Genomic DNA, 20,475 nt, shown 5'->3' with positions numbered 1-20,475 from the left:
GCGATTGAGGAATCTCAAGAGTATTTCTGCTATATCGTTCGAAAGAATAGGTTTTCTTATCATCAACATTCAAAAGAGATCTTATTTATCTTTAAATTTAGAGTGTGCATGTCATTCTAAAAGGAGCTTTTTAGCGATTTAGGAATCTCAAAGACTTCTCCTACACATCTCTAAATAACAACCTTTTATTTATTTCAACTCTCCTTTTTCGTGAAGAAATGAGAATATTTTTTTATCAACTTCAGAAATAATATCGAGGTTACTGTAGTTTAACCAACGTATTTCTTCAATTTCACTACTGGCTTTCAGGTTGCCTGTATATGTTGCTTTGTAGCACGTCATAAGAACCTGTATCCCTTCTTTTGCACCATCTGATTGTGCAGAAAATGTTCCTATGTATTCTGTAGTATTTGGTGTAATTGCAACACTTAGTTCTTCTGCTATTTCTCTAGTGAGGGTTTGTACATCACTTTCTCCGCTTTCACGTTTTCCTCCAGGAATGTAATATTTCATTTTTCCTTTAGACTTTGTGCTTAGTATTTTTCCTTCTTTGATTTCTATAAAAGCTATTTTGTCGATTTCTTTTGGAGTTTTCATTTTTGTTTCAGAAGTTATATAAAGGTATTAATGAAAGAGAATTAAATAAAGTTTTTATTTTAGTAAATCTTTTAAATATTGATTCTTATAGAACTAAAGATAGCCATTATTGCGAGGAACGAAGCAATCTGTTGATTTATAATTATTGTTACCCGAAATGAATAATGAATTTTTTAAAGCGATTAAGAACCTAGAGTTCAATTAATAAAAATCTTTTCATTTTCGTCTCATAAAGGGATGTTCACTCTTTATGTCATATATCTTCCTTTGATCAACTCAATAACATTAAAATAAAATAATGTTAAATAAATATTCCTAATTTCATCTCTTCCATACAAGGAAAATATACTTAAACTATTCAATTTTTATTTAGAAATTCCTTCATAATAAAAAGGAAGAATTCAATTTATAAAACTACTAAATTATCAAATGCATGCTGATTATTTTTCTAAATATTTGTCTGAAGTTATAAACAGCAATACTATTTTAAAAGTAAATAAAATTAGGAAGTGCATTCAAAATATTGCTTTTGCTTGTAACTACACAAGGAAGTTACTAAACTTAGAATACTAAAACTAACTCTAATGATTTTAAGTAAAAACTCAAAGAATATAGAACAACAAGTATCTAAATGTTATTTTCGACTAGACTGGGGGATCATCCGATATGGAAATATTTTTACTGAATTAAATAAAATACTTTTTCATCATATTATAATATAACAAAAGTGCTCGATACAACTTCGCCCAAAAACGAAATATCTTGAACTGGCAGCAACTTCTAAAATGAATAGACATCGTATTCTAAAACAATGTATTTTGCTAGTAATCAAATAAATAAAAGTTTCTTTAACGGTTAGAAATAATACTAGAAACATTTTAACAACAACAAAACACTTTAAAACCCTATTTTTGGTAACTGATTATAATTTGAATAATTAAAGAACAAACAAATGGCAAATACATTATTTGACAAAGTATGGGATTCACACGTTGTTCGTCAAGTTAAAGACGGACCAGATGTGTTTTTTATAGACCGTCATTTTATCCACGAAGTTACAAGTCCGGTAGCTTTCTTAGGTTTAGAAAGCAGAGGGAACAGTGTTGTATATCCTGCGCGTACATTCGCAACAGCAGATCACAATACACCAACCATAAATCAACATTTACCGGTGGCAGACCCTTTGTCTGCAAATCAGTTAGATGCTTTAGAAAACAATGCTAAAAAACACGGCATTACGCATTGGGGTTTAGGAGATAAAAATAACGGAATTGTACATGTAGTAGGTCCAGAAAACGGAATTACATTACCAGGTGCAACGATTGTTTGTGGAGATTCTCACACATCAACTCATGGTGCTTTTGGTGCCATTGCCTTTGGTATTGGTACTTCGGAAGTAGAAATGGTCTTGTCTACACAATGTATTATGCAATCGAAACCTAAATCGATGCGTATCAATGTAAACGGAAAATTAGGTTTGGGTGTAACGCCTAAAGATGTTGCTTTGTACATTATTGCAAAACAAACAACTTCTGGTGCAACAGGTTATTTTGTTGAGTATGCAGGAGATGTTTTTAGTGACATGTCTATGGAAGGTAGAATGACGGTGTGTAATTTATCTATTGAGATGGGCGCACGTGGCGGTATGATTGCACCAGATGCAAAAACGTACGAATATATTAAAGGACGTGCTCAAACTCCGAAAGGAGCGGCTTGGGACAAAGCGATGAAGTATTGGGATACTTTATATACAGCAAAAGATGCAGAATTTGACGTAGAGTTTACGTACGATGCTTCCGATATTGAACCAATGATTACCTACGGAACAAACCCAGGAATGGGAATGGGCGTAACAAAATCGATTCCAACAGCAGAAAGCTTAAAAGGTGGCGTAGAAACCTACAGAAAATCTTTAGGATACATGTCTTTTAATGAAGGCGATTCTATGATTGGTAAAGAAATTGACTTTGTATTTTTAGGTTCTTGTACAAATGGTAGAATAGAAGACTTTAGAGGTTTTTGTTCTATCGTTGAAGGAAGACAAAAAGCACCCAATGTTACTGCTTGGTTAGTACCGGGTTCGCATAAGGTAGTAGATCAAATAAAAGCAGAAGGTTTAGATAAAATTATTACAGACGCAGGTTTTGTTTTAAGAGAACCTGGTTGTTCAGCATGTTTGGCAATGAATGATGATAAAGTTCCTTCAGGAAAATTATCTGTTTCTACATCAAATAGAAACTTCGAAGGAAGACAAGGACCAGGCTCTAGAACATTATTGGCATCACCTTTAGTTGCTGCAGCTTCTGCGGTTGAAGGGGTGGTTACAGATCCACGAACATTGCTAGTAGACTAGCAACGTTTGCTATTGGCGAGTTGGCTTTTTAGCTAATTGCAAAAGGCTAACAAACGAAAGGCTTTCAAAATAAATATGAGAAACTTTAGAAAATATCAAGTTTGGGAGTTAGGACATGAGATTACATGTCTATAGAATTTCAAAACAATTTCTTAAAGAAGAATTATTTGGATTAACGAGTCAGATGAGAAGATGTTCTTCTTCCGTCCTGGTAAATATTGCAGAAGGATGTGGAAGAGAATCAGAAAAAGAGTTTAAATAATTTTTAGTAATCGCAAATGGATCGGCAACAGAATTAGAATATTTTTTGATTTTGATAAAAGATTTAAAATTAGTAGAACTAGAATCAATAGAAAAGTTAATTGAAAAAGTAAATCAATTAAAAAGAAGTTTAAACAGATTAATAAGTAAATTAAAATAACCGCTTTAGTAGTTAGTCAAGAGTGATCAGCGAATGGCAAACAGCGAAAAGCAAAAAGCTAAATAAACAACATGGCTTACGATAAATTTAATGTATTAACCAGTACAGCATATCCATTACCAATAGAGAATGTAGATACAGATCAAATAATTCCTGCTCGTTTCTTAAAAGCAACAGAGCGTGTAGATTTTGATGTCAACTTTTTTCGTGATTGGAGATACAACCAAGACGGAACACCAAAAGCAGATTTTCCTTTAAACAAAGAAATCTATGCAGGTTCTAAAATATTAGTTGGTGGTAGAAATTTTGGTTCTGGCTCTTCTAGAGAGCACGCAGCTTGGTCTGTGTATGATTTCGGGTTGCGTTGTGTAATTTCATCAGCATTTGCAGATATTTTTAAGAATAACTGTTTAAACGTAGGCGTTTTACCTGTGCAGGTTTCCGCTGAATTTGCAGATACTTTATTTGCAGCAATTATGGCAGATCCTAAATCAGAAATTAAAGTTGATTTACCAAACCAAACAGTAACGTTAGTTGCAACAGGTGAATCTGAATTTTTTGTAATTAATACGTACAAAAAAGACAATATGTTGAATGGTTTTGATGATATTGATTACTTAAAAAACATCGAAAACGAGATTACAGAATTTGCTAAAACAAGACCATTTTAAAAACTATTTTTAAATTGATGTATGGATATTTTAGATTCTTTTGGCGACTTCATTCAATTTGCAATTACTTTAATTGTAACAATTGTTGGAATTAAAATAGCTTCATCATCAATTAATGGAAATAATTCTAATTCTTTGCCAATTCTAATTGGCATTCCAATAGTTACTGTATGGATTTTTTTTGATTATGATATTTATCTAGGTCTTATTTTAGGTTCTATAGTATCATTAATTATAACTTCTAAAAGTTCTGAAAATGAACATAAAATAGAAGAAAATATAATGGCTATTGTTATTCTTGTATTGACAATTGGCAAGTTTTTTTATTTTGGATTCATAAAGTAGATTATTAATTATTAGATGAAAATGGTAAGAAGAAAGATTGAAATAATGGATACGACACTTCGGGATGGAGAACAAACATCTGGAGTGTCGTTTTCAGTTTCAGAAAAATTAACGATCGCAAAGTTATTATTAGAAGAGTTAGAAGTAGATCGACTAGAGATAGCTTCTGCCAGAGTTTCTGAAGGAGAGTTAGAAGCAGTTAAAAAAATAACTTCCTGGGCTTCAGACAACAATTGTTTAGATAAAATAGAAGTGTTAACGTTTGTTGATGGAGGAAAATCTATCGACTGGATGCTAACTTCTGGTGCAAAAGTACAGAATTTACTAACCAAAGGTTCTTTAAATCACTTAACACATCAGCTAAAAAAAACACCAGCACAACATTTTGCAGACATCAAGGCAACCATTGAGTTGGCTGCTAAACACAATATTAAAACAAATGTCTATTTAGAAGATTGGTCTAACGGAATGCGGAATTCTAAAGATTACGTTTTTGAATACTTAGACTTCTTAACAACACAAAACGTAGAACGCGTATTGTTACCAGATACTTTAGGGGTTTTAACTCCGGATGAAACTTTTAATTTTATTAGTGAAGTTCATCAGAAATTCCCTTCAATTCATATCGATTTTCATGGTCATAATGATTATGATTTAGGTGTTGCCAATGTAATGGAAGCTGTTAAAGCAGGTGCAAACGGATTGCATTTAACCATTAACGGAATGGGAGAACGTGCAGGAAATGCACCAATGGCAAGTGTAATTGCGGTAATTAATGATTTTTTAACCAATGTAAAAATCACTGTAAATGAAAAAGCGCTAAATAAAGTCAGTAAGTTGGTAGAAACATTTTCAGGTTTTCGCATTCCTGTAAATAAACCCGTTGTTGGGGCCAATGTTTTTACCCAAACTGCCGGAATTCACGCAGACGGAGATCATAAAAACAACCTCTATTTTAACGATTTAATGCCAGAGCGTTTCGGTAGAAAACGGAAATATGCACTCGGTAAAACTTCTGGAAAAGCAAATATTCAGAAAAACTTACAAGATTTAGGACTGAGTTTAAATGATGAAGATTTAAAGAAAGTTACCCAAAGAATTATAGAACTAGGAGATAAAAAGGAAGTGGTTTCTCAAGAAGACTTACCTTATATTATTTCTGATGTTTTAGACAGTAACAACATTGAAAAACGTGTTGTTGTAGAAAATTATGTGTTAACACATTCTAAAGGATTACAACCGTCTACCACTATAAAACTAAAGGTGGAAGGGGTTATTTATGAGGAACATGCACAAGGAGACGGACAATTTGATGCTTTTATAAATGCATTAAGAAAGCTTTATAAAAAGTACAGTAAAAAAGAGTTACCGGCATTAATTGATTATGGAGTAAGAATTCCGCCAGGAAGTAATTCTGATGCCTTGTGTGAAACAATCATTACCTGGAAACTAGAAGAAAAAGAATTTATAACACGTGGTTTAGATTCAGATCAAACAGTATCTGCAATTAAAGCCACAGAAAAAATGTTGAATATAATATAGTACACCCTATCATTTCGAAGGACGCATAACTTAAATAATCTTTTAAATTAATAAAGAGATTGCTTCGTGCATCGCAATGACAAAAAAACAAACATATGAAATTAAATATCGCAGTATTAGCAGGAGATGGAATTGGACCAGAAGTAATAGACCAAGCCTTAAAAGTATCGGACGCAATAGCTAAAAAATTCAACCATGAAATTACTTGGAAACCAGCTTTAACAGGTGCGGCTGCAATTGATGCCGTTGGAGAACCTTATCCAGATGAAACCCATGCTATTTGTATGGCTTCAGATGCTGTATTATTTGGTGCAATTGGGCATCCAAAATATGATAATGATCCTTCTGCAAAAGTAAGACCAGAACAAGGATTGTTAAAAATGCGTAAGAAGTTAGGCTTATTTGCAAATGTAAGACCAACATTTACCTTTCCTTCTTTGTTAGATAAATCACCTTTAAAAAGAGAACGTATTGAAGGGACAGATTTGGTTTTTTTACGAGAATTAACAGGTGGAATTTACTTTGGTGAAAAGGGGAGAAGAGACGGAGGAGAAACTGCTTTCGATAATTGTGTGTATACAAGAGCAGAGGTACAACGCTTGGCTAAAAAAGGTTTTGAATTGGCAATGACCCGTTCTAAGAAATTATGTTGTGTAGATAAAGCAAATGTTTTAGAAACATCTAGATTATGGAGAGAAACAGTACAAGCTATGGAGAAAGATTATCCGGAGGTTGCAGTTTCTTATGAGTTTGTAGATGCAGTTGCCATGCGTTTGGTACAATGGCCAAATTCTTATGATGTATTAATTACTGAAAACCTATTTGGAGACATTTTAACCGATGAAGCTTCTGTTATATCTGGCTCTATGGGCTTAATGCCAAGTGCTTCTTTAGGTTCTACAATTGGTTTATTTGAGCCAATTCACGGTTCGTACCCACAAGCAACAGGTTTAAATATTGCAAACCCAATGGCAACTGTTTTATCTGCAGCAATGATGTTCGAAAACTTTGGTTTACAAGAAGAAGGACAAGCAATTAGAGATGCTGTAAACAATGCTTTAAATAAAGGAATTGTTACAGAAGATTTAGCCGATGGAGGAAAATCTTACGGTACAAAAGAAGTAGGAGATTGGTTAGCGTCTAATATTTAGAAAATAGATTTTATATATATTAAAAGCTCTTCCTGTTGGAAGAGCTTTTTTTGTTTTGAACGTTCAGCTTTTTCAATTGATATAATTATAGTTAATACAAATTTCCAAATTAAACCTAAATTAAGACGGTTTCTAATCATTACAACCCTATATAATCACCATAAGCTAATTTCACTTTTTTAAGCAGCACATCAACAAAACAAATCTCTTTTTTCAAAACCAAAAAACCTCAAAGCTTTACAAGCTTTGAGGTTTTAAAATATTTTAAGAAGTAAAGAGTTTTATTTTACACCCATTAATTCAACATCAAAAATAAGTGTTGCATCTGGTGGAATAACTCCTCCTGCACCAGCAGCACCATATGCTAAATTAGAAGGGATTACAAAACGAGCTTTGTCACCCACTTGTAATAACTGAATTCCTTCATCCCAACCAGCAATAACTTGTCCAACACCAACATTAAAATCGATTGGTTCTTTTCTTTTGTAAGAAGAATCAAAAACAGTACCGTCTAATAATTGTCCTTTATAATGTACAGAAACTCCAGCACCTTTTGTTGCTTGTTTTCCTGTTCCTTTTTGTAAAATTTGGTAACGCAAACCACTAGCAGTTTCATCATAACCAATTGCAACAGAATCTAACAATTCTTTTTGTTTTGCTATTTCATCTGCTTCACGCTTCTCTCTAGACCCTTCAAAAGTTCTAAAAGCTTCTACTGCGTTAAAAGCTTCTGCAGCTGCACCAACTCTAACAATTTCTACAGAAGTTAACTCGTCTCCTTGTGCAATGGCATCTACTACATCTTGTCCTTCAATTACAGCACCAAATACAGTATGTTTACCGTCTAACCATGGTGTAGGAACGTGTGTAATATAAAACTGACTACCATTTGTTGCTGGTCCAGAATTAGCCATTGCTAATTTTCCAGGAGCATCATGTTTTAAATCTGAGTGAAATTCATCATCAAACTTATAACCAGGGTTTCCAGTACCTGTTCCTTGTGGGCAACCACCTTGCACCATAAAATCTGGAATTACTCTGTGGAATTTTAATCCGTTATAATAAGGTGTTCCTTGATCTTTTACAGCATTTTCTAAGTTACCTTCAGATAAAGCAACAAAGTTACCAACAGTTCCAGGAGTTTTTTCGTGTTCTAATTGTACTAAAATTTCACCTTTTGATGTAGTGAATTTGGCGTATATACCGTTATTCATAATATTTAATTTTGTCTCCTCGAGCGCAGTCGAGAGGTATTATTTATTAGTTCTCGACTGCGCTCGAACTGACATTGATTATTATAATTTCTTAAATAAGAAATTATTTATTTTTCTGAATTTAATATTGAAAGGCCGTAGCTTAAACCAATATTAATATTTGATGAATTAACATTCCCAAAAGGAGACCACATTTGTCCGCTAGAAAGGTTGAAAGAAAAATCTTCGTTTACGTGATAATTAATACCAGCAGTTGGTCTTATTAAAACGCCTTCACCAGAATCTACCCGTCCGCCACCAGCAACACCTGCTGCAAGTTCTGCAAACAAAGAGAATTTATCGTTTGCAAATTTATTAGATTTCACACCCAAACCAAAAATACCATGTGCATAACCTCCAGATTCTCCTTCATAAGCAAAGGAAGCTTCCCCAGCCAAATACAATCTGTGGTTTAAGTCGTAATTTACTTTCAACGCAATTAACTGCAAATCACTTGCTGGAATTCCGAATTTAGCAACATCAAAATACGTTTGATTTTGAACAGTAACCTGAATTCCTTGCGTTTTAATTGTCGTTGATTTTTTACCATTAAAAGCATGCGAAATTCCGCCACTTAAACCATAATACTTCAAACTAAAACCTGCAGTATAGGCTTCAAAAGTACCACCAATAGCTCTGTGGTAACCACCATGAGCACTCAAACCAAATTTTTCTGTAAGTTTTAAATCTGCACCAATACTTGGGTACATTGTTAAACCGCCTTCTGGGTAAATTCTACCGCCAGCAGCACCAATACCAAATTTTCCAAAGAAATTTACGTGTTTCGTTTCAATTACATTTTTACCAACTCCAAAAAATAAGTTCATAAAACCGGCAGTTAAACCACTATACATAGCATCTACATGTGCATAAATAAACGTATTGTCTGTTAAATAGCGTTGGTACTCGAACCCTAAAACAGATAAAGTATGGTCTATAGGTTTGTATTTAGGTGTAGTACTAGCATCTGTTCTAGAGTCTCCAATAGGAAAAAAGTAGTCAAAAGTTATTTGTTGTACACTTTTTACAGCTGGCTCCTTCCAGAATTCATCTTTAGAGACATCTTTAACAGCAAAGGTTTTTTGAGCATTTGCATATGAAGTTGTTCTTAATGTAGTAGGTATTTCAATAAAAAATGAAACATTATCGTTTTTTTGAATTCCTGTAAAGAAGTTTACATAGCCATATTGTACACCAAAAGAATAGCCTTTACTTTTATACTGCAAACCTGCATTCGGATAAATAATTCCACCACCATTAACTAAACTTCTGTAACCACCACCGCCACCAAAATGAACGTTTGCATCAAAATATAAATTTTTATAAATTTGTTTATTTACACCTAAATTTACACCTAACGTAAATAAACCACCTTGATCTCCTGTAATTGCTGTATGAAAACCAACACCTGTATACAACCAATCATTAATAGGTATGTTATAATTTAAACCTACAAATCCCATGGTTGGATCTAAACCATAGCTTACTTGATTAAAAGGTTGATGTACCAAAATATAATTTAATCGAATACTATTGTGCATTTCTTTGCCCTTAAAATCTGATAGATCATAAGACTGAGAAAAAGTCTGCAAACTTAAAAGGGTTATAAAAATTAAAAGTGATTTTCTCATAGCTTATTTCTTAAACTCACTTGTAAAATGTAATTTTACTGATGGATATTTACTTTGGGTCATTTGAATTGTAAATTCAGAATCTGCTAAAAACACCAATTGGCCTTGTTTGTCTTTTGCTAAATAACGTTGTTTTACACGTTTAAACTCTTTAAATTCGTCACTTTTAGGATTCTCAGGTTCTACCCAACAGGCTTTATGAACATTTAAATTTTCATACGTACATTTTGCACCATATTCATGTTCTAATCGATATTGAATTACCTCGTACTGTAAAGCACCAACAGTACCAACAACACGTCTTCCGTTCATTTCTATGGTAAATAATTGCGCAACTCCTTCGTCCATTAACTGGTCTAAACCTTTGTATAATTGTTTAGACTTCATTGGATCTGCGTTATTTACATAACGGAAATGTTCTGGTGAGAAACTAGGAATTCCTTTAAAATTAAGAATTTCTCCTTCTGTTAAGGTATCTCCAATCTTAAAGTTTCCGGTATCATGAATACCCACAATATCTCCAGGAAAAGATTCGTCTACAATTTCTTTCTTTTCTGCAAAAAAGGCATTCGGACTAGAAAATTTCACTTTTTTACCCGTTCTAACATGTAAGTAAGGAGAGTTTCTTTTAAAAGTTCCTGAAACTATTTTTATAAAAGCGAGTCTATCTCTGTGTTTAGGATCCATGTTTGCATGAATCTTAAATACAAAACCTGTTAATTTTTCTTCTTTAGAATCTACTAAACGCTCTTCTGCTTTTTTCGGTTGCGGCGAAGGTGCAATTTCTATAAATGCTTCTAATAATTCTTTTACACCGAAATTATTTAAAGCAGAACCAAAAAATACAGGTTGCAGCGAACCGCTTAAATATTCATCTCTATTAAAATTAGGATACACCTCACTTATCAATTCTATTTCTTCACGTAAAGTTTCCGCAGCTTTTTCTCCAATAATCTTGTCTAATTCTGGGTTCGATAAATCATCAAACTCAATTCCGTCTGAAATTGTTGTTTTATTATCACCAGAAAAAAGATTTAATTTCTTTTCCCAAATATTATAGATTCCTTTAAAATCATATCCCATTCCAATAGGAAAACTCATTGGAGTCACTCGCAAGCCTAATTTTTGCTCAACTTCGTCTAATAAATCAAACGCATCTTTACCTTCTCTATCTAATTTGTTGATAAAAACAAGCATGGGTATGCTTCTCATTCTACAAACTTCTACCAATTTTTCCGTTTGTGGTTCTACACCTTTTGCAACATCAATTACAACAATAACGCTGTCTACCGCGGTTAAAGTTCTAAAAGTGTCTTCTGCAAAATCTTTGTGACCAGGAGTATCTAGAATATTTATTTTTTTGTCTTTGTAAATAAATGCTAAAACAGAAGTTGCAACAGAAATTCCACGCTGACGTTCAATTTCCATAAAATCGGAAGTTGCGCCTTTCTTTATTTTATTGTTTTTTACCGCACCAGCTTCTTGAATTGCACCCCCAAAAAGCAATAACTTTTCTGTTAGTGTTGTTTTACCAGCATCTGGGTGCGAGATAATTCCGAAAGTTCTTCTACGTTTAATTTCCTTTAAAAAGTTCATCTACAAAAATTGAGGTGCAAAGATAGGTTTTATTCTATCATTTATGAATATATATAGGGATTTACGTTTGAAATCAATCAAAAAATTTAGACTTTATGTTTATAGTTTTTTCTGGATGATTTTACAACACTTATTAGGAACCTATATTTGTGAAAAATGATGGCTATTCTAGAATTTCAATGGTCATTTTAATATCTTCTACGGGCCATTCATCTACACCAACTTTTACTTTAGATATTTTATCCATCGTGTCAAAACCAGCAATTACTTCACCAAAAACAGTATGTTGATTGTCTAAATGATGTGCGCCACTTCTACTATGAACCATGTAAAACTCAAACGGACTCGATAATTTATTAGGATTCTTCTCCCATTGTCTAGCTGCTGCTAAAGCACCATATTTATGTTTTCTATGGCTTCTAAATTCTGGTTCTAATAAATAATTACCATACAATCTTCGTTGTTTTCTGGTGTAGGTCTCATCAGAATTACCTCCTTGAATAACAAAGTTTTTGGCAACTCTATAAATAACGGTAGTATTAAAATATTTTAGTTTGGTTAAGAAAATAAAATTAGCTCTATGAATAGGAACATCGGCATATAAAAGAAGTTTAATAGCACCAAATTCTGTCTTAATAATAACCTTGGTTTCTTTATTTTGTTTCCCGTATTCAGTAAAAAAAGCGATTACATTGTCTTTATTTAAACTGTCCCAAGGTTTTAAAACTGTCTTTTCTAAAGCCTTTTTAGTCTCCTTTTTTTTCTTTTTTATTGAAATTTCTTTCGTTTTTAAGGTTGATTTTTTTTCTTCTTTACATTGATAAAAGGAGCAAAGAAAGACCAATAAAACAAGTTTTACTAAAATTCTCATAAATAGGAAGCTGTTTTGAGATTTCAAAGATAAATCATCAAAATAAAAGAATAGAAAAATTTGATTGTTTTTAATGGATTTTTGTGATTTATTACTACTTCATTCCTTATTTTTGTAATAATGGAAGAATTTGTTATTTTAGTAGACGTAAATGATCAGCCAATTGGTTTGATGGAAAAAATAGAAGCACACGAAAAAGCATTATTACATAGAGCTTTTTCAGTTTTTATTTTTAATGAAAAAGGAGAATTAATGCTGCAACAAAGAGCTGCTTCTAAATACCATTCGCCTTTATTATGGACTAATACTTGTTGTTCTCACCAAAGAGAGGGAGAAAGCAATGTGGAAGCAGGGAGAAGAAGATTGCAAGAAGAGATGGGATTTGTAACAGATATAAAAGAAGTATTTTCTTTTATTTACAAAGCACCTTTTGACAATGGTTTGACAGAACATGAATTTGACCATGTTATGGTTGGAAGTTATAATGAAGCGCCTCAATTGAATAAAGAGGAAGCTGAAGCTTATAAATGGGTGGCTTTAGAAGATGTAAAGAAAGACATTGAAGAAAACCCAGCAATATATACAGAGTGGTTTAAAATTATTTTTGATAAATCTTACAAAAAACTAACATATGCCTAAAGTTACCGTTCATAGAAAAGCACATTTTAATGCTGCACATAGATTGTATAGAAAAGAGTGGAGCGATGAAAAAAACTTTGAAGTTTTTAACAAATGCAGCAATCCCAATTTTCACGGTCATAACTATGAACTGATTGTTTCTTTAACAGGTGAAATTGATGAAGAAACAGGGTACGTATATGATTTAGGAATTTTACGAAATCATATAAAAATAGAAATTGAAGATTGTTTCGATCACAAGAACCTCAATCTAGAAGTTCCAGAGTTTAAAGATTTGAATCCGACAGCAGAAAACATCTCTGTAGTTACCTACAACAAACTAAGAAAATTATTGCCAGAAAACTTAGATTTAGAAGTTACCTTGTATGAAACTCCTAGAAATTTTGTGAGTTACTCAGGTGAGTGAAACCTTGCTTATAGTGTGAGTGTTTAATATCTTATGAGCTTATAGAGAATACTGTTCTCGCTGCTTTATTAATATATAAATTCAGGAAACTTTTAGAAGATAATATTTAAAATTAATATATAAAGATAAAGGCTCGTTTACAAATTGTAAACGAGCCTTTTAATTTTTTAAAAAGAAACGGTTTTAGTCTTTCTTTTTGTTTTTAAATTCTTCAAACTTGCTACCTTCCTTCTTAGGCCAGCTGTTATTAGAAGTATCTACGTCTGCAGTTTCAAAATCTGGGTCTACTACAATACTTGTAATTTCTTGAGATGAAGCAAATACTCTTTTAGCAGTGGTATCATTACTCATCCAAATTTGAGCAGGATATGTTTCTCTTTTTGTTGTGCCATCAGCATACGTCAACTCCACAATAATTGGCATAACCAAACCTCCTGGTTTTTCAAATTCAACAGCATAAATAAATGAAGGCACTTCTTTTCCTTCAGCATATTTATTCATTGCATTTGCATTTGCATCTTCTTTTTTATCAGTAATGTAAACCAAGTCACCTAAGTTATCAAAATACTGCTTGTATTGTTCTTTTAACTTTGTAACTCTTTCGCTAGGTTTATCAGTTAAATATAAAGATTTTACTTCTTTAACACCAATATCTGTTACATCTGTAGTATAGAACCAACCTCTCCAGAACCAATCTAAGTCCATTCCAGAAGCATCTTCCATAGTTCTAAAGAAATCTTCTGGTGTTGGGTGTTTAAACATCCAACGTTTAGAGTATGTTCTAAAAGCGTGGTCAAATAATTCTGGTCCCATAATTGTTTTTCTTAACATGTATAAACCAGCTGCTGGTTTAGAATATGCGTTAGGTCCAAATTGTTTTACATAATCTCCTTGAGACATAATAGGAGAGATGTTAGATTGATCTCCGCCCATGTATCTAGTAATTTCTTTTGCTGGGTTTGATGCAAATAATTCTGCATCATAGACATCTTCAGCTAAAATTTCAACAAATGAGTTTAAACCCTCATCCATCCAAGTCCATTGTCTTTCATCAGAATTTACAATCATAGGGAAGAAGTTGTGTCCAACTTCGTGTACAATAACACCAATCATTCCTTTTTTAGTTCTATCGGAATAGGTTCCATCTTCATCTGGTCTACCAAAGTTGAAACAAATCATTGGGTATTCCATTCCTTGTCTTTCTGAATGTACAGAAACAGCCTTAGAATAAGGGTAATCAAATGTTAATTTAGAGTATTCGATAAGCGTTGTTGCAACGGCTCTTGTAGAATGCTCTTCCCATAAAGGGTTTCCTTCTTTAGGATATAATGACGTAGCCATAACCGTTTTACCGTTTATATTTACTGCCATTGCATCCCAAATATATTTTCTTGAAGTTGCAAATGCAAAATCACGGACTCTGTTTGCTTTAAATTTCCAAGTTTTTGTTCCTGTTGCACGTCCTTTTTCAGTTTTTTCAGCTTCTTCTTGCGTCACAATAATTACAGGGTTGTCAAAAGTTTTTCTAGCTTTTTCGAAACGCTTGCGTTGTGTTTTTGTTAAAACGTCTTTTTCATTCTGTAAAGAACCAGTAGCTTCTACAATATGATCTGAAGGTACTGTTAAGTTTACTTCATAATCTCCAAACTCTAAAGCAAATTCAGAACGACCCCAAAACTGCATGTTTTGCCATCCTTCTACATTATTATACACCGCTAATCTAGGAAAGAATTGTGCAATTGTATAGTTGTTGTTTCCGTCTTTGAAATTTTCTAATCCAGAACGACCACCATCTTTATTAATATCATTGATTAAATAGTTCCACTGAATTCTAAATTCGAAAGTTTTACCAGGAGCCAATGCTTCAGGTAAATTAATACGCATCATGGTTCTATTAATTGTGTGAGATAGAGGTTTACCATTACTTTCTACTTTTGTAATGTCATAACCAAAACCTTTTTTTTCGTTCATATAAGAACTTTTAAAATTATCTGGCGTAACAAATGCAGCAGCACTATTAGATTTTGCTAATGGAGTTTTAGAATCGTCCGCTCTCATATTTTGATCTAATTGCACCCATAAATATTCTAAATGGTCTTTAGAATTGTTGTGGTATGTAATTTCTTCATCACCATAAATTTTGTTAGCACTTTCGTCTAAACGAATGTCCATCACATAATCTACTTTTTGTTGTGTGTATTGGTGGCCAGGAGCACCCGAGGCTGCATGTTGGTCATTTGGAGTTGCCAAAACATCTTTCAATTGACGGAATTTGTTTTGATCTGTGTGCCCTTGTTGTGTTTTCTTCTTTTCTTTCGTTCCTTCTTGCGCTATGGTTGCAAAACTGATAAAGAAAAGTGAAAATACTAGTAAAGAAAGTTTTTTCATTTTTGTTTGATTTGAATTAAATATGCCGTCTAAAGTAAGCATATAAGAGCAACTCCGTTAAATATTGTTAAAATTTTAACAAATCTTTATAAAAAAAGCGATGTGAAAATGAATTCACACCGCTTTTTAAAATTATTAAAATTAAAAATTAGAATATGCCGGAAGGTTTATCTGTTATCAGGATATTTCTGAGTTCTCGATTGCGTTCGAACGGACATGCTTCATTTTCTTAATTTTTCATCTTTGTTTTAAACTTGCTAAATTTATCTTTTTTCTCTCTAGGAAAACTGTTGTTAGATACATCTACATCTGCAGTTTCTAGGTCTGGATCGATTACAATTTTAGTTATTTGCTTATCAGAGTGAATCGCTTTTGTAACTTGTTTGTCATTATATCTCCAAATTTGAGCAGGATATGTTTTTCTCTCTGTAGTACCATCATCATACGTATACTCTACAATAATTGGCATGACCAAACCACCTGGTTTGTTAAATGTAACTTCATAGAAATAGTTAGAATTCGCTTTTTTAGGTTTCGTTATTTTTAAACCAGCGCTTTTGTCTTCAATAAAATTGATGGTTTCTTTATTGTCATCTGTGGCATAAAACTTTTTTACACTTTCAATACCAATATCTGTAACATCAGTTGTATAAAACCAACCTCTCCAAAACCAATCTAAATCTACACCAGAAGCATCTTCCATTGTTCTAAAGAAATCTGCAGGAGTAGGGTGTTTAAACATCCATCTTTGAGAATAGGTTCTAAAAGCATGGTCAAATAATTCTTTACCCATAATTGTTTCTCTCAAAATCCATAATGCAGTTGCAGGTTTGCCATACGCATTATTACCGAAGCTATGTACATTATCTCCTTTTGACATAATTGGAGAAATCTTAGATTGATCTCCAGCCATATAACGTACAATATTTTTAGGCAATCCTCTGCCTAAAGGATATCCCTCTTCATAATCCATCATCGCTAACATTTGTACATAAGAGTTTAAACCTTCATCCATCCAAGTCCATTGTCTTTCATCAGAATTTACAATCATAGGAAAAAAGTTATGACCCACTTCATGTACTGTAACACCAATCATTCTATATTTTACTCTATCAGAATAACCTCCGTCCGCAAGATCTGGTCTTCCTGGGTTGAAACAAATCTGCGGGTATTCCATTCCCATTTGTCCGTCTACAGAAATTGCTTTGTGATATGGATAATCAAAGGTATATCTAGAATATGTTTTTAATGTTTGTGCAACTGCTCTTGTAGAATGGTCGCCGTATAAAGGATTCGCTTCTTTAGAGTATAAAGATTCTGCCATTACCGTTTTTCCATTGATGTCTACTGCCATTGCGTCGAAAATAAATTTTCTAGAACTAGCAAAGGCATAATCTCTTACATTTTCGGCATAAAACTTCCACGTTTTAGTCTTTTTAGATTTGCTTTTTTCTATTTTTTCAGCTTCTTCCTGAGTTCTAATAATTACAGGGTTGTCAAAAGTTTTTCTTGCTTCTTCTATTCTTTTTAATTCTTTATTAGAAAAAACATCTTTAGGATTTTGTAAAATACCTGTTGCACCTAACATGTGATCTTCTGGCGTAGTAATGTTTACTGTAAAATCTCCAAATTCTAAAGCAAATTCACTTCGTCCCCAGAATTGATCATTTTGCCAACCTTCTACATTATCATACACACACATTCTTGGGTAGAACTGAGCAATTACATAGTTGTTGTTACCGTCTTTAGAAAAGTGCTCATAACCAGATCTACCACCATCTGTTCTGTGATTGTTTATGTTGTACCACCATTTTATATTAAATTCAAAGACGTCTCCAGAAGCCAAAGGTTGCGCTAAATTAATACGCATCATTGTTTGGTTTACGGTATAAGATAAGTTGCTGTTATCTGTATTAAGAACGCTTTCAATTTTAAAACCACCGTCAAAAGGAGCATCCACGTAAGATTTATTAAACCTTGCTTTAGATGTTTTATTCGGAATTTGACTCGACTGAATGTCTGGTGATTTAGAATCTGCAGCTCTCATATTTTGGTCTAATTGAACCCATAAATACGTTAGTGTATCATCAGAATTATTATGATATGTTATGGTTTCATTTCCATAAATTCTAGTGTTGTCATCATCTAAAATAATATCCATACTATAATCTACTTTTTGCTGCGTGTATTTTATACCTGGCGCGCCAGATGCAGTTCTTTGTAAATTAGGTGTTGGTAAAAGCTCTTTTAATTGCTTAAATTTATTCTGATTGGTATGTCCTTCTTTTGTTTTAGATTCTTGCCCAAAAGTGGCCGTTGTTAAAAATACAATAGAAAGGAGTAGTAGTCCTATTTTTTTCATAATTTTGATATTTGAATTGATTAGTATTAATTTTAATAAGTTAATAGTTCTTTATAATTATCCTTAGTAAGCAGCACACTTTTGTTCTTTTTACCCACTTTAGATTTTATTAAGTTTTGTTGTCCTGGAAAATGCTTCATTAATATTTTATTGGTAACTTCTATATTAGAAACTGTAGCAATGTTTTCTATTTCTAAGTAAAAATAGACCAAATCTCCGTCATATTCTTTTCCAATATACGCAAACTCTTTTGCTACATTATCAATTTTTAATTGAAGTTTACTTTTTAAGTATTTTTCAAAATAAATATCATTATTCTCTAGTTCTTTTTTGGTTGTAAGTTGCAAATCGATACTATAATCTTTATTTAAAGCTAGCTCAATATCATCCATAAAAACGTTGATAATGATTTGTACTGATTTAGTTTCTTCTTTAAATTTTATCTGCGTTAAACTCAAATAATATTTATGAGCAGAGAAGGAGAGCAACGGAATTACTAAGAGTAATAAAAACGATTTTTTAAATTTCATATCAGGTTAAAAACAATTACTGCGCCAAATTACTCATTTTTTATAATTTCTAAGTATGTTTTGCTTTCAGATTGAAGAATTTTGATAATATCTAGCATTTTTTTGTCTTTATGAAGTTTCTCTATACCTAAAGGATTGCAATATTCTAAGAAATGAAAATAGTTTTCTACCGGAATTTTTAAATTATCAAAAAAGAATTTTTCACCTAATTCTGACATGATTTTATAAGGAAATGCTTTTTTTCTAGCCAACTCTTTTCTTAAAGCCCATAAACGTTCAGAATCTTTAAAAGGAATTGTTGCGCTGCCTCCTGCACCAGCAAGTGAATTAGGAACCGTATTTACCACAGGTGGTTTACTTCTGTCTATCTCGTCTATAGGAAATCTTAATTTACCAAATTCTATTTCAGAAAAATCCATTAGATTTCTTAGCAGAGAATCTTTTTTGCTGTTAGGTACACTTTTAGAATCGATACCCAAACTACCAGATAAGTTGTGTCTTTTTAACTCGAAAGTATCTAAAACAACTGTATTGTAAATTAATTTAACATTTAAATACCTCGTATTTATATTATTTTTATTGATAACAACAAATTTTGTAATGTGTTGTATGGATGATATTCTTAAGGAGTCTCCATCTCTTACAAAAATTCTAAAATCACCATTATCAGAAGAAAATGTACCTTGCTTCGTTTTTATATTGATAATATTGGTGTTTTTAACCGTACTTAAAGAATCTGTAACTTTACCGTTCACAATAACTCTACCTTGTTGAGCGTAGCCAGAAGTTAAGAAAAAGCTAAAAAGGAGCATTAAAAGTATTTTTTTAATCATATAGGTAGGTTGATTACTAACAAATCTCAGAATTAGTTTTTAAAAGTGCTGTTTTTTGATAATAAATTGTTATTAAATCAATTCTTTTTTAAAGCTAATTTTATTTCAGCGTTTTCTTTCTGCGGAAAAGACTTGCTTTCTTTTAAAAGAACTCTAGTAAGGCTTAAATTATCTTTTTTATTAAATAGATAAATGATATTTCTCTTTAGACAGAAGTTTAAAAATGAATTAATATGCTCTTCTTTTATTTGTAAATCGGTCATAAAAAAAGCGTCTGAAAAATACTTTCTTATTTTTAAAAGTAGCTCATCTTCTAAAGTTATTTTTTTAAGAATCTTAGTTCTTCTGTTATTACCGTTAAGAAGGTTCATTAAATTACCCAAGTCTACAACAGCGCCAGAGCGAAACTTAAAGGCAGTATTATTTATTATTGGGTTTGTATTTGCATACGGAAGCTTTAATGTGGTGGCGTTAACAGTTGGTCCGGGATAGCTAAAAATATCTTTGTCTTCTTCAAAAATACTTCTAGGTTTTTGTAATTCAAACGCTTTTAATGCAGTTATATCTTCCGTTAAATTAATAGTTAACTTTAAAGAATTGATATTCTCTTTTGTTACTACAATTATTAAATTCTTAAGATTTATGTGAGACACAGAAAGACTGTCACCTATTTTTATGGGCATGTCAAATTCACCAGAATCATTAGAAACGGTTCCTAAATTTGTGCTTAAATTAATAATGTGTACATCATGAATAGATAAACTATCTAGCTTCACTTTACCGTTTATTAATTTTCTCTTTTCTTGAGCTAATAGTTCTGTACTGAAAGAAAAAAGTAGTATTAAGAGGATTAAATATCTCATATTACAAAGAAATATAAAGTGCT

At 32.3% G+C, this 20,475-nt stretch carries 17 protein-coding genes and 1 pseudogene; 8 read left to right on the top strand and 10 right to left on the bottom strand.

The window, feature by feature from the left end:
- Positions 1 to 189: 189 nt before the first annotated feature.
- The gene (locus ES045_RS04985; RefSeq protein ID WP_147113305.1) at positions 190 to 597 is read right to left on the bottom strand and encodes an NUDIX hydrolase; all 408 of its coding nucleotides are present in this window, start codon (positions 595 to 597) and stop codon (positions 190 to 192) included.
- 952 nt (positions 598 to 1,549) lie between these two features.
- On the opposite strand from ES045_RS04985, the gene leuC reads away from it, so the two are divergent.
- The 6 genes and pseudogenes from leuC (at position 1,550) to leuB (ending at position 7,080) form a co-directional block, all read left to right on the top strand.
- Positions 1,550 to 2,950: a 3-isopropylmalate dehydratase large subunit gene (gene leuC / locus ES045_RS04980; protein WP_147113302.1), complete on the top strand. Its 1,401-nt coding sequence runs from the start codon at positions 1,550 to 1,552 to the stop codon at positions 2,948 to 2,950.
- A gap of 115 nt (positions 2,951 to 3,065) precedes the next feature.
- A pseudogene (locus ES045_RS04975) lies at positions 3,066 to 3,371 on the top strand (four helix bundle protein).
- A gap of 71 nt (positions 3,372 to 3,442) precedes the next feature.
- Positions 3,443 to 4,042: a 3-isopropylmalate dehydratase small subunit gene (gene leuD / locus ES045_RS04970; RefSeq protein WP_147113299.1), complete on the top strand. Its 600-nt coding sequence runs from the start codon at positions 3,443 to 3,445 to the stop codon at positions 4,040 to 4,042.
- A 21-nt stretch (positions 4,043 to 4,063) separates the two neighbouring features.
- A complete protein-coding gene (locus ES045_RS04965; RefSeq protein ID WP_147113297.1) occupies positions 4,064 to 4,387 on the top strand; it encodes a hypothetical protein in 324 nt (107 codons plus the stop codon).
- A 21-nt stretch (positions 4,388 to 4,408) separates the two neighbouring features.
- Positions 4,409 to 5,929: an alpha-isopropylmalate synthase regulatory domain-containing protein gene (locus ES045_RS04960; protein WP_147113294.1), complete on the top strand. Its 1,521-nt coding sequence runs from the start codon at positions 4,409 to 4,411 to the stop codon at positions 5,927 to 5,929.
- Positions 5,930 to 6,024: 95 nt separating this feature from the next.
- A complete protein-coding gene (gene leuB, locus ES045_RS04955) occupies positions 6,025 to 7,080 on the top strand; it encodes a 3-isopropylmalate dehydrogenase (RefSeq protein ID WP_147113292.1) in 1,056 nt (351 codons plus the stop codon).
- Positions 7,081 to 7,361: 281 nt separating this feature from the next.
- Here the strand turns inward: leuB and ES045_RS04950 are convergent, their stop codons facing one another.
- The 4 genes from ES045_RS04950 to ES045_RS04935 form a co-directional block, all read right to left on the bottom strand.
- Positions 7,362 to 8,294, bottom strand: coding sequence for a peptidylprolyl isomerase (locus ES045_RS04950; protein WP_147113290.1), 933 nt, complete (start codon positions 8,292 to 8,294; stop codon positions 7,362 to 7,364).
- Between the two features lie 107 nt (positions 8,295 to 8,401).
- Entirely contained in the window at positions 8,402 to 9,964 is a 1,563-nt protein-coding gene (locus ES045_RS04945) for a hypothetical protein (RefSeq protein WP_147113287.1), read from the bottom strand.
- A gap of 3 nt (positions 9,965 to 9,967) precedes the next feature.
- On the bottom strand, positions 9,968 to 11,560 hold the full coding sequence (locus tag ES045_RS04940) for a peptide chain release factor 3 (RefSeq protein WP_147113283.1): 1,593 nt from the start codon (positions 11,558 to 11,560) through the stop codon (positions 9,968 to 9,970).
- 163 nt (positions 11,561 to 11,723) lie between these two features.
- Positions 11,724 to 12,431, bottom strand: a complete 708-nt coding sequence (locus ES045_RS04935) for a peptidylprolyl isomerase (RefSeq protein WP_147113281.1) — start codon at positions 12,429 to 12,431, stop codon at positions 11,724 to 11,726.
- Positions 12,432 to 12,551: 120 nt separating this feature from the next.
- On the opposite strand from ES045_RS04935, the gene idi reads away from it, so the two are divergent.
- Entirely contained in the window at positions 12,552 to 13,070 is a 519-nt protein-coding gene (gene idi, locus ES045_RS04930; protein ID WP_147113278.1) for an isopentenyl-diphosphate Delta-isomerase, read from the top strand.
- Complete coding sequence (locus ES045_RS04925; RefSeq protein WP_147113275.1) at positions 13,063 to 13,476, top strand: 6-pyruvoyl trahydropterin synthase family protein; 414 nt, start codon at positions 13,063 to 13,065, stop codon at positions 13,474 to 13,476. Before idi ends, ES045_RS04925 begins: the two co-directional genes overlap by 8 nt.
- A 183-nt stretch (positions 13,477 to 13,659) precedes the next feature.
- Here ES045_RS04925 and ES045_RS04920 read toward each other — a convergent pair whose 3' ends face one another.
- From ES045_RS04920 to ES045_RS04900, 5 genes are all read right to left on the bottom strand, one after another.
- Positions 13,660 to 15,864: a M1 family metallopeptidase gene (locus tag ES045_RS04920; RefSeq protein WP_147113272.1), complete on the bottom strand. Its 2,205-nt coding sequence runs from the start codon at positions 15,862 to 15,864 to the stop codon at positions 13,660 to 13,662.
- A gap of 229 nt (positions 15,865 to 16,093) precedes the next feature.
- Positions 16,094 to 18,226 (bottom strand): M1 family metallopeptidase, encoded by a 2,133-nt coding sequence (locus ES045_RS04915; protein WP_147113269.1) that lies wholly within the window; start codon positions 18,224 to 18,226, stop codon positions 16,094 to 16,096.
- Between the two features lie 32 nt (positions 18,227 to 18,258).
- Positions 18,259 to 18,756, bottom strand: coding sequence for a DUF6702 family protein (locus ES045_RS04910; protein ID WP_147113266.1), 498 nt, complete (start codon positions 18,754 to 18,756; stop codon positions 18,259 to 18,261).
- A 29-nt stretch (positions 18,757 to 18,785) separates the two neighbouring features.
- Positions 18,786 to 19,589 (bottom strand): hypothetical protein, encoded by an 804-nt coding sequence (locus ES045_RS04905; protein ID WP_147113264.1) that lies wholly within the window; start codon positions 19,587 to 19,589, stop codon positions 18,786 to 18,788.
- 77 nt (positions 19,590 to 19,666) lie between these two features.
- Positions 19,667 to 20,452, bottom strand: a complete 786-nt coding sequence (locus tag ES045_RS04900; RefSeq protein WP_147113261.1) for a hypothetical protein — start codon at positions 20,450 to 20,452, stop codon at positions 19,667 to 19,669.
- Positions 20,453 to 20,475 lie beyond the last annotated feature (23 nt).

The sequence above is a fragment of the Polaribacter sp. IC073 genome (assembly GCF_007997075.1).
Classification (GTDB): Bacteria; Bacteroidota; Bacteroidia; order Flavobacteriales; family Flavobacteriaceae; genus Polaribacter.
This window is presented reverse-complemented; position numbering and strand designations above follow the sequence as displayed.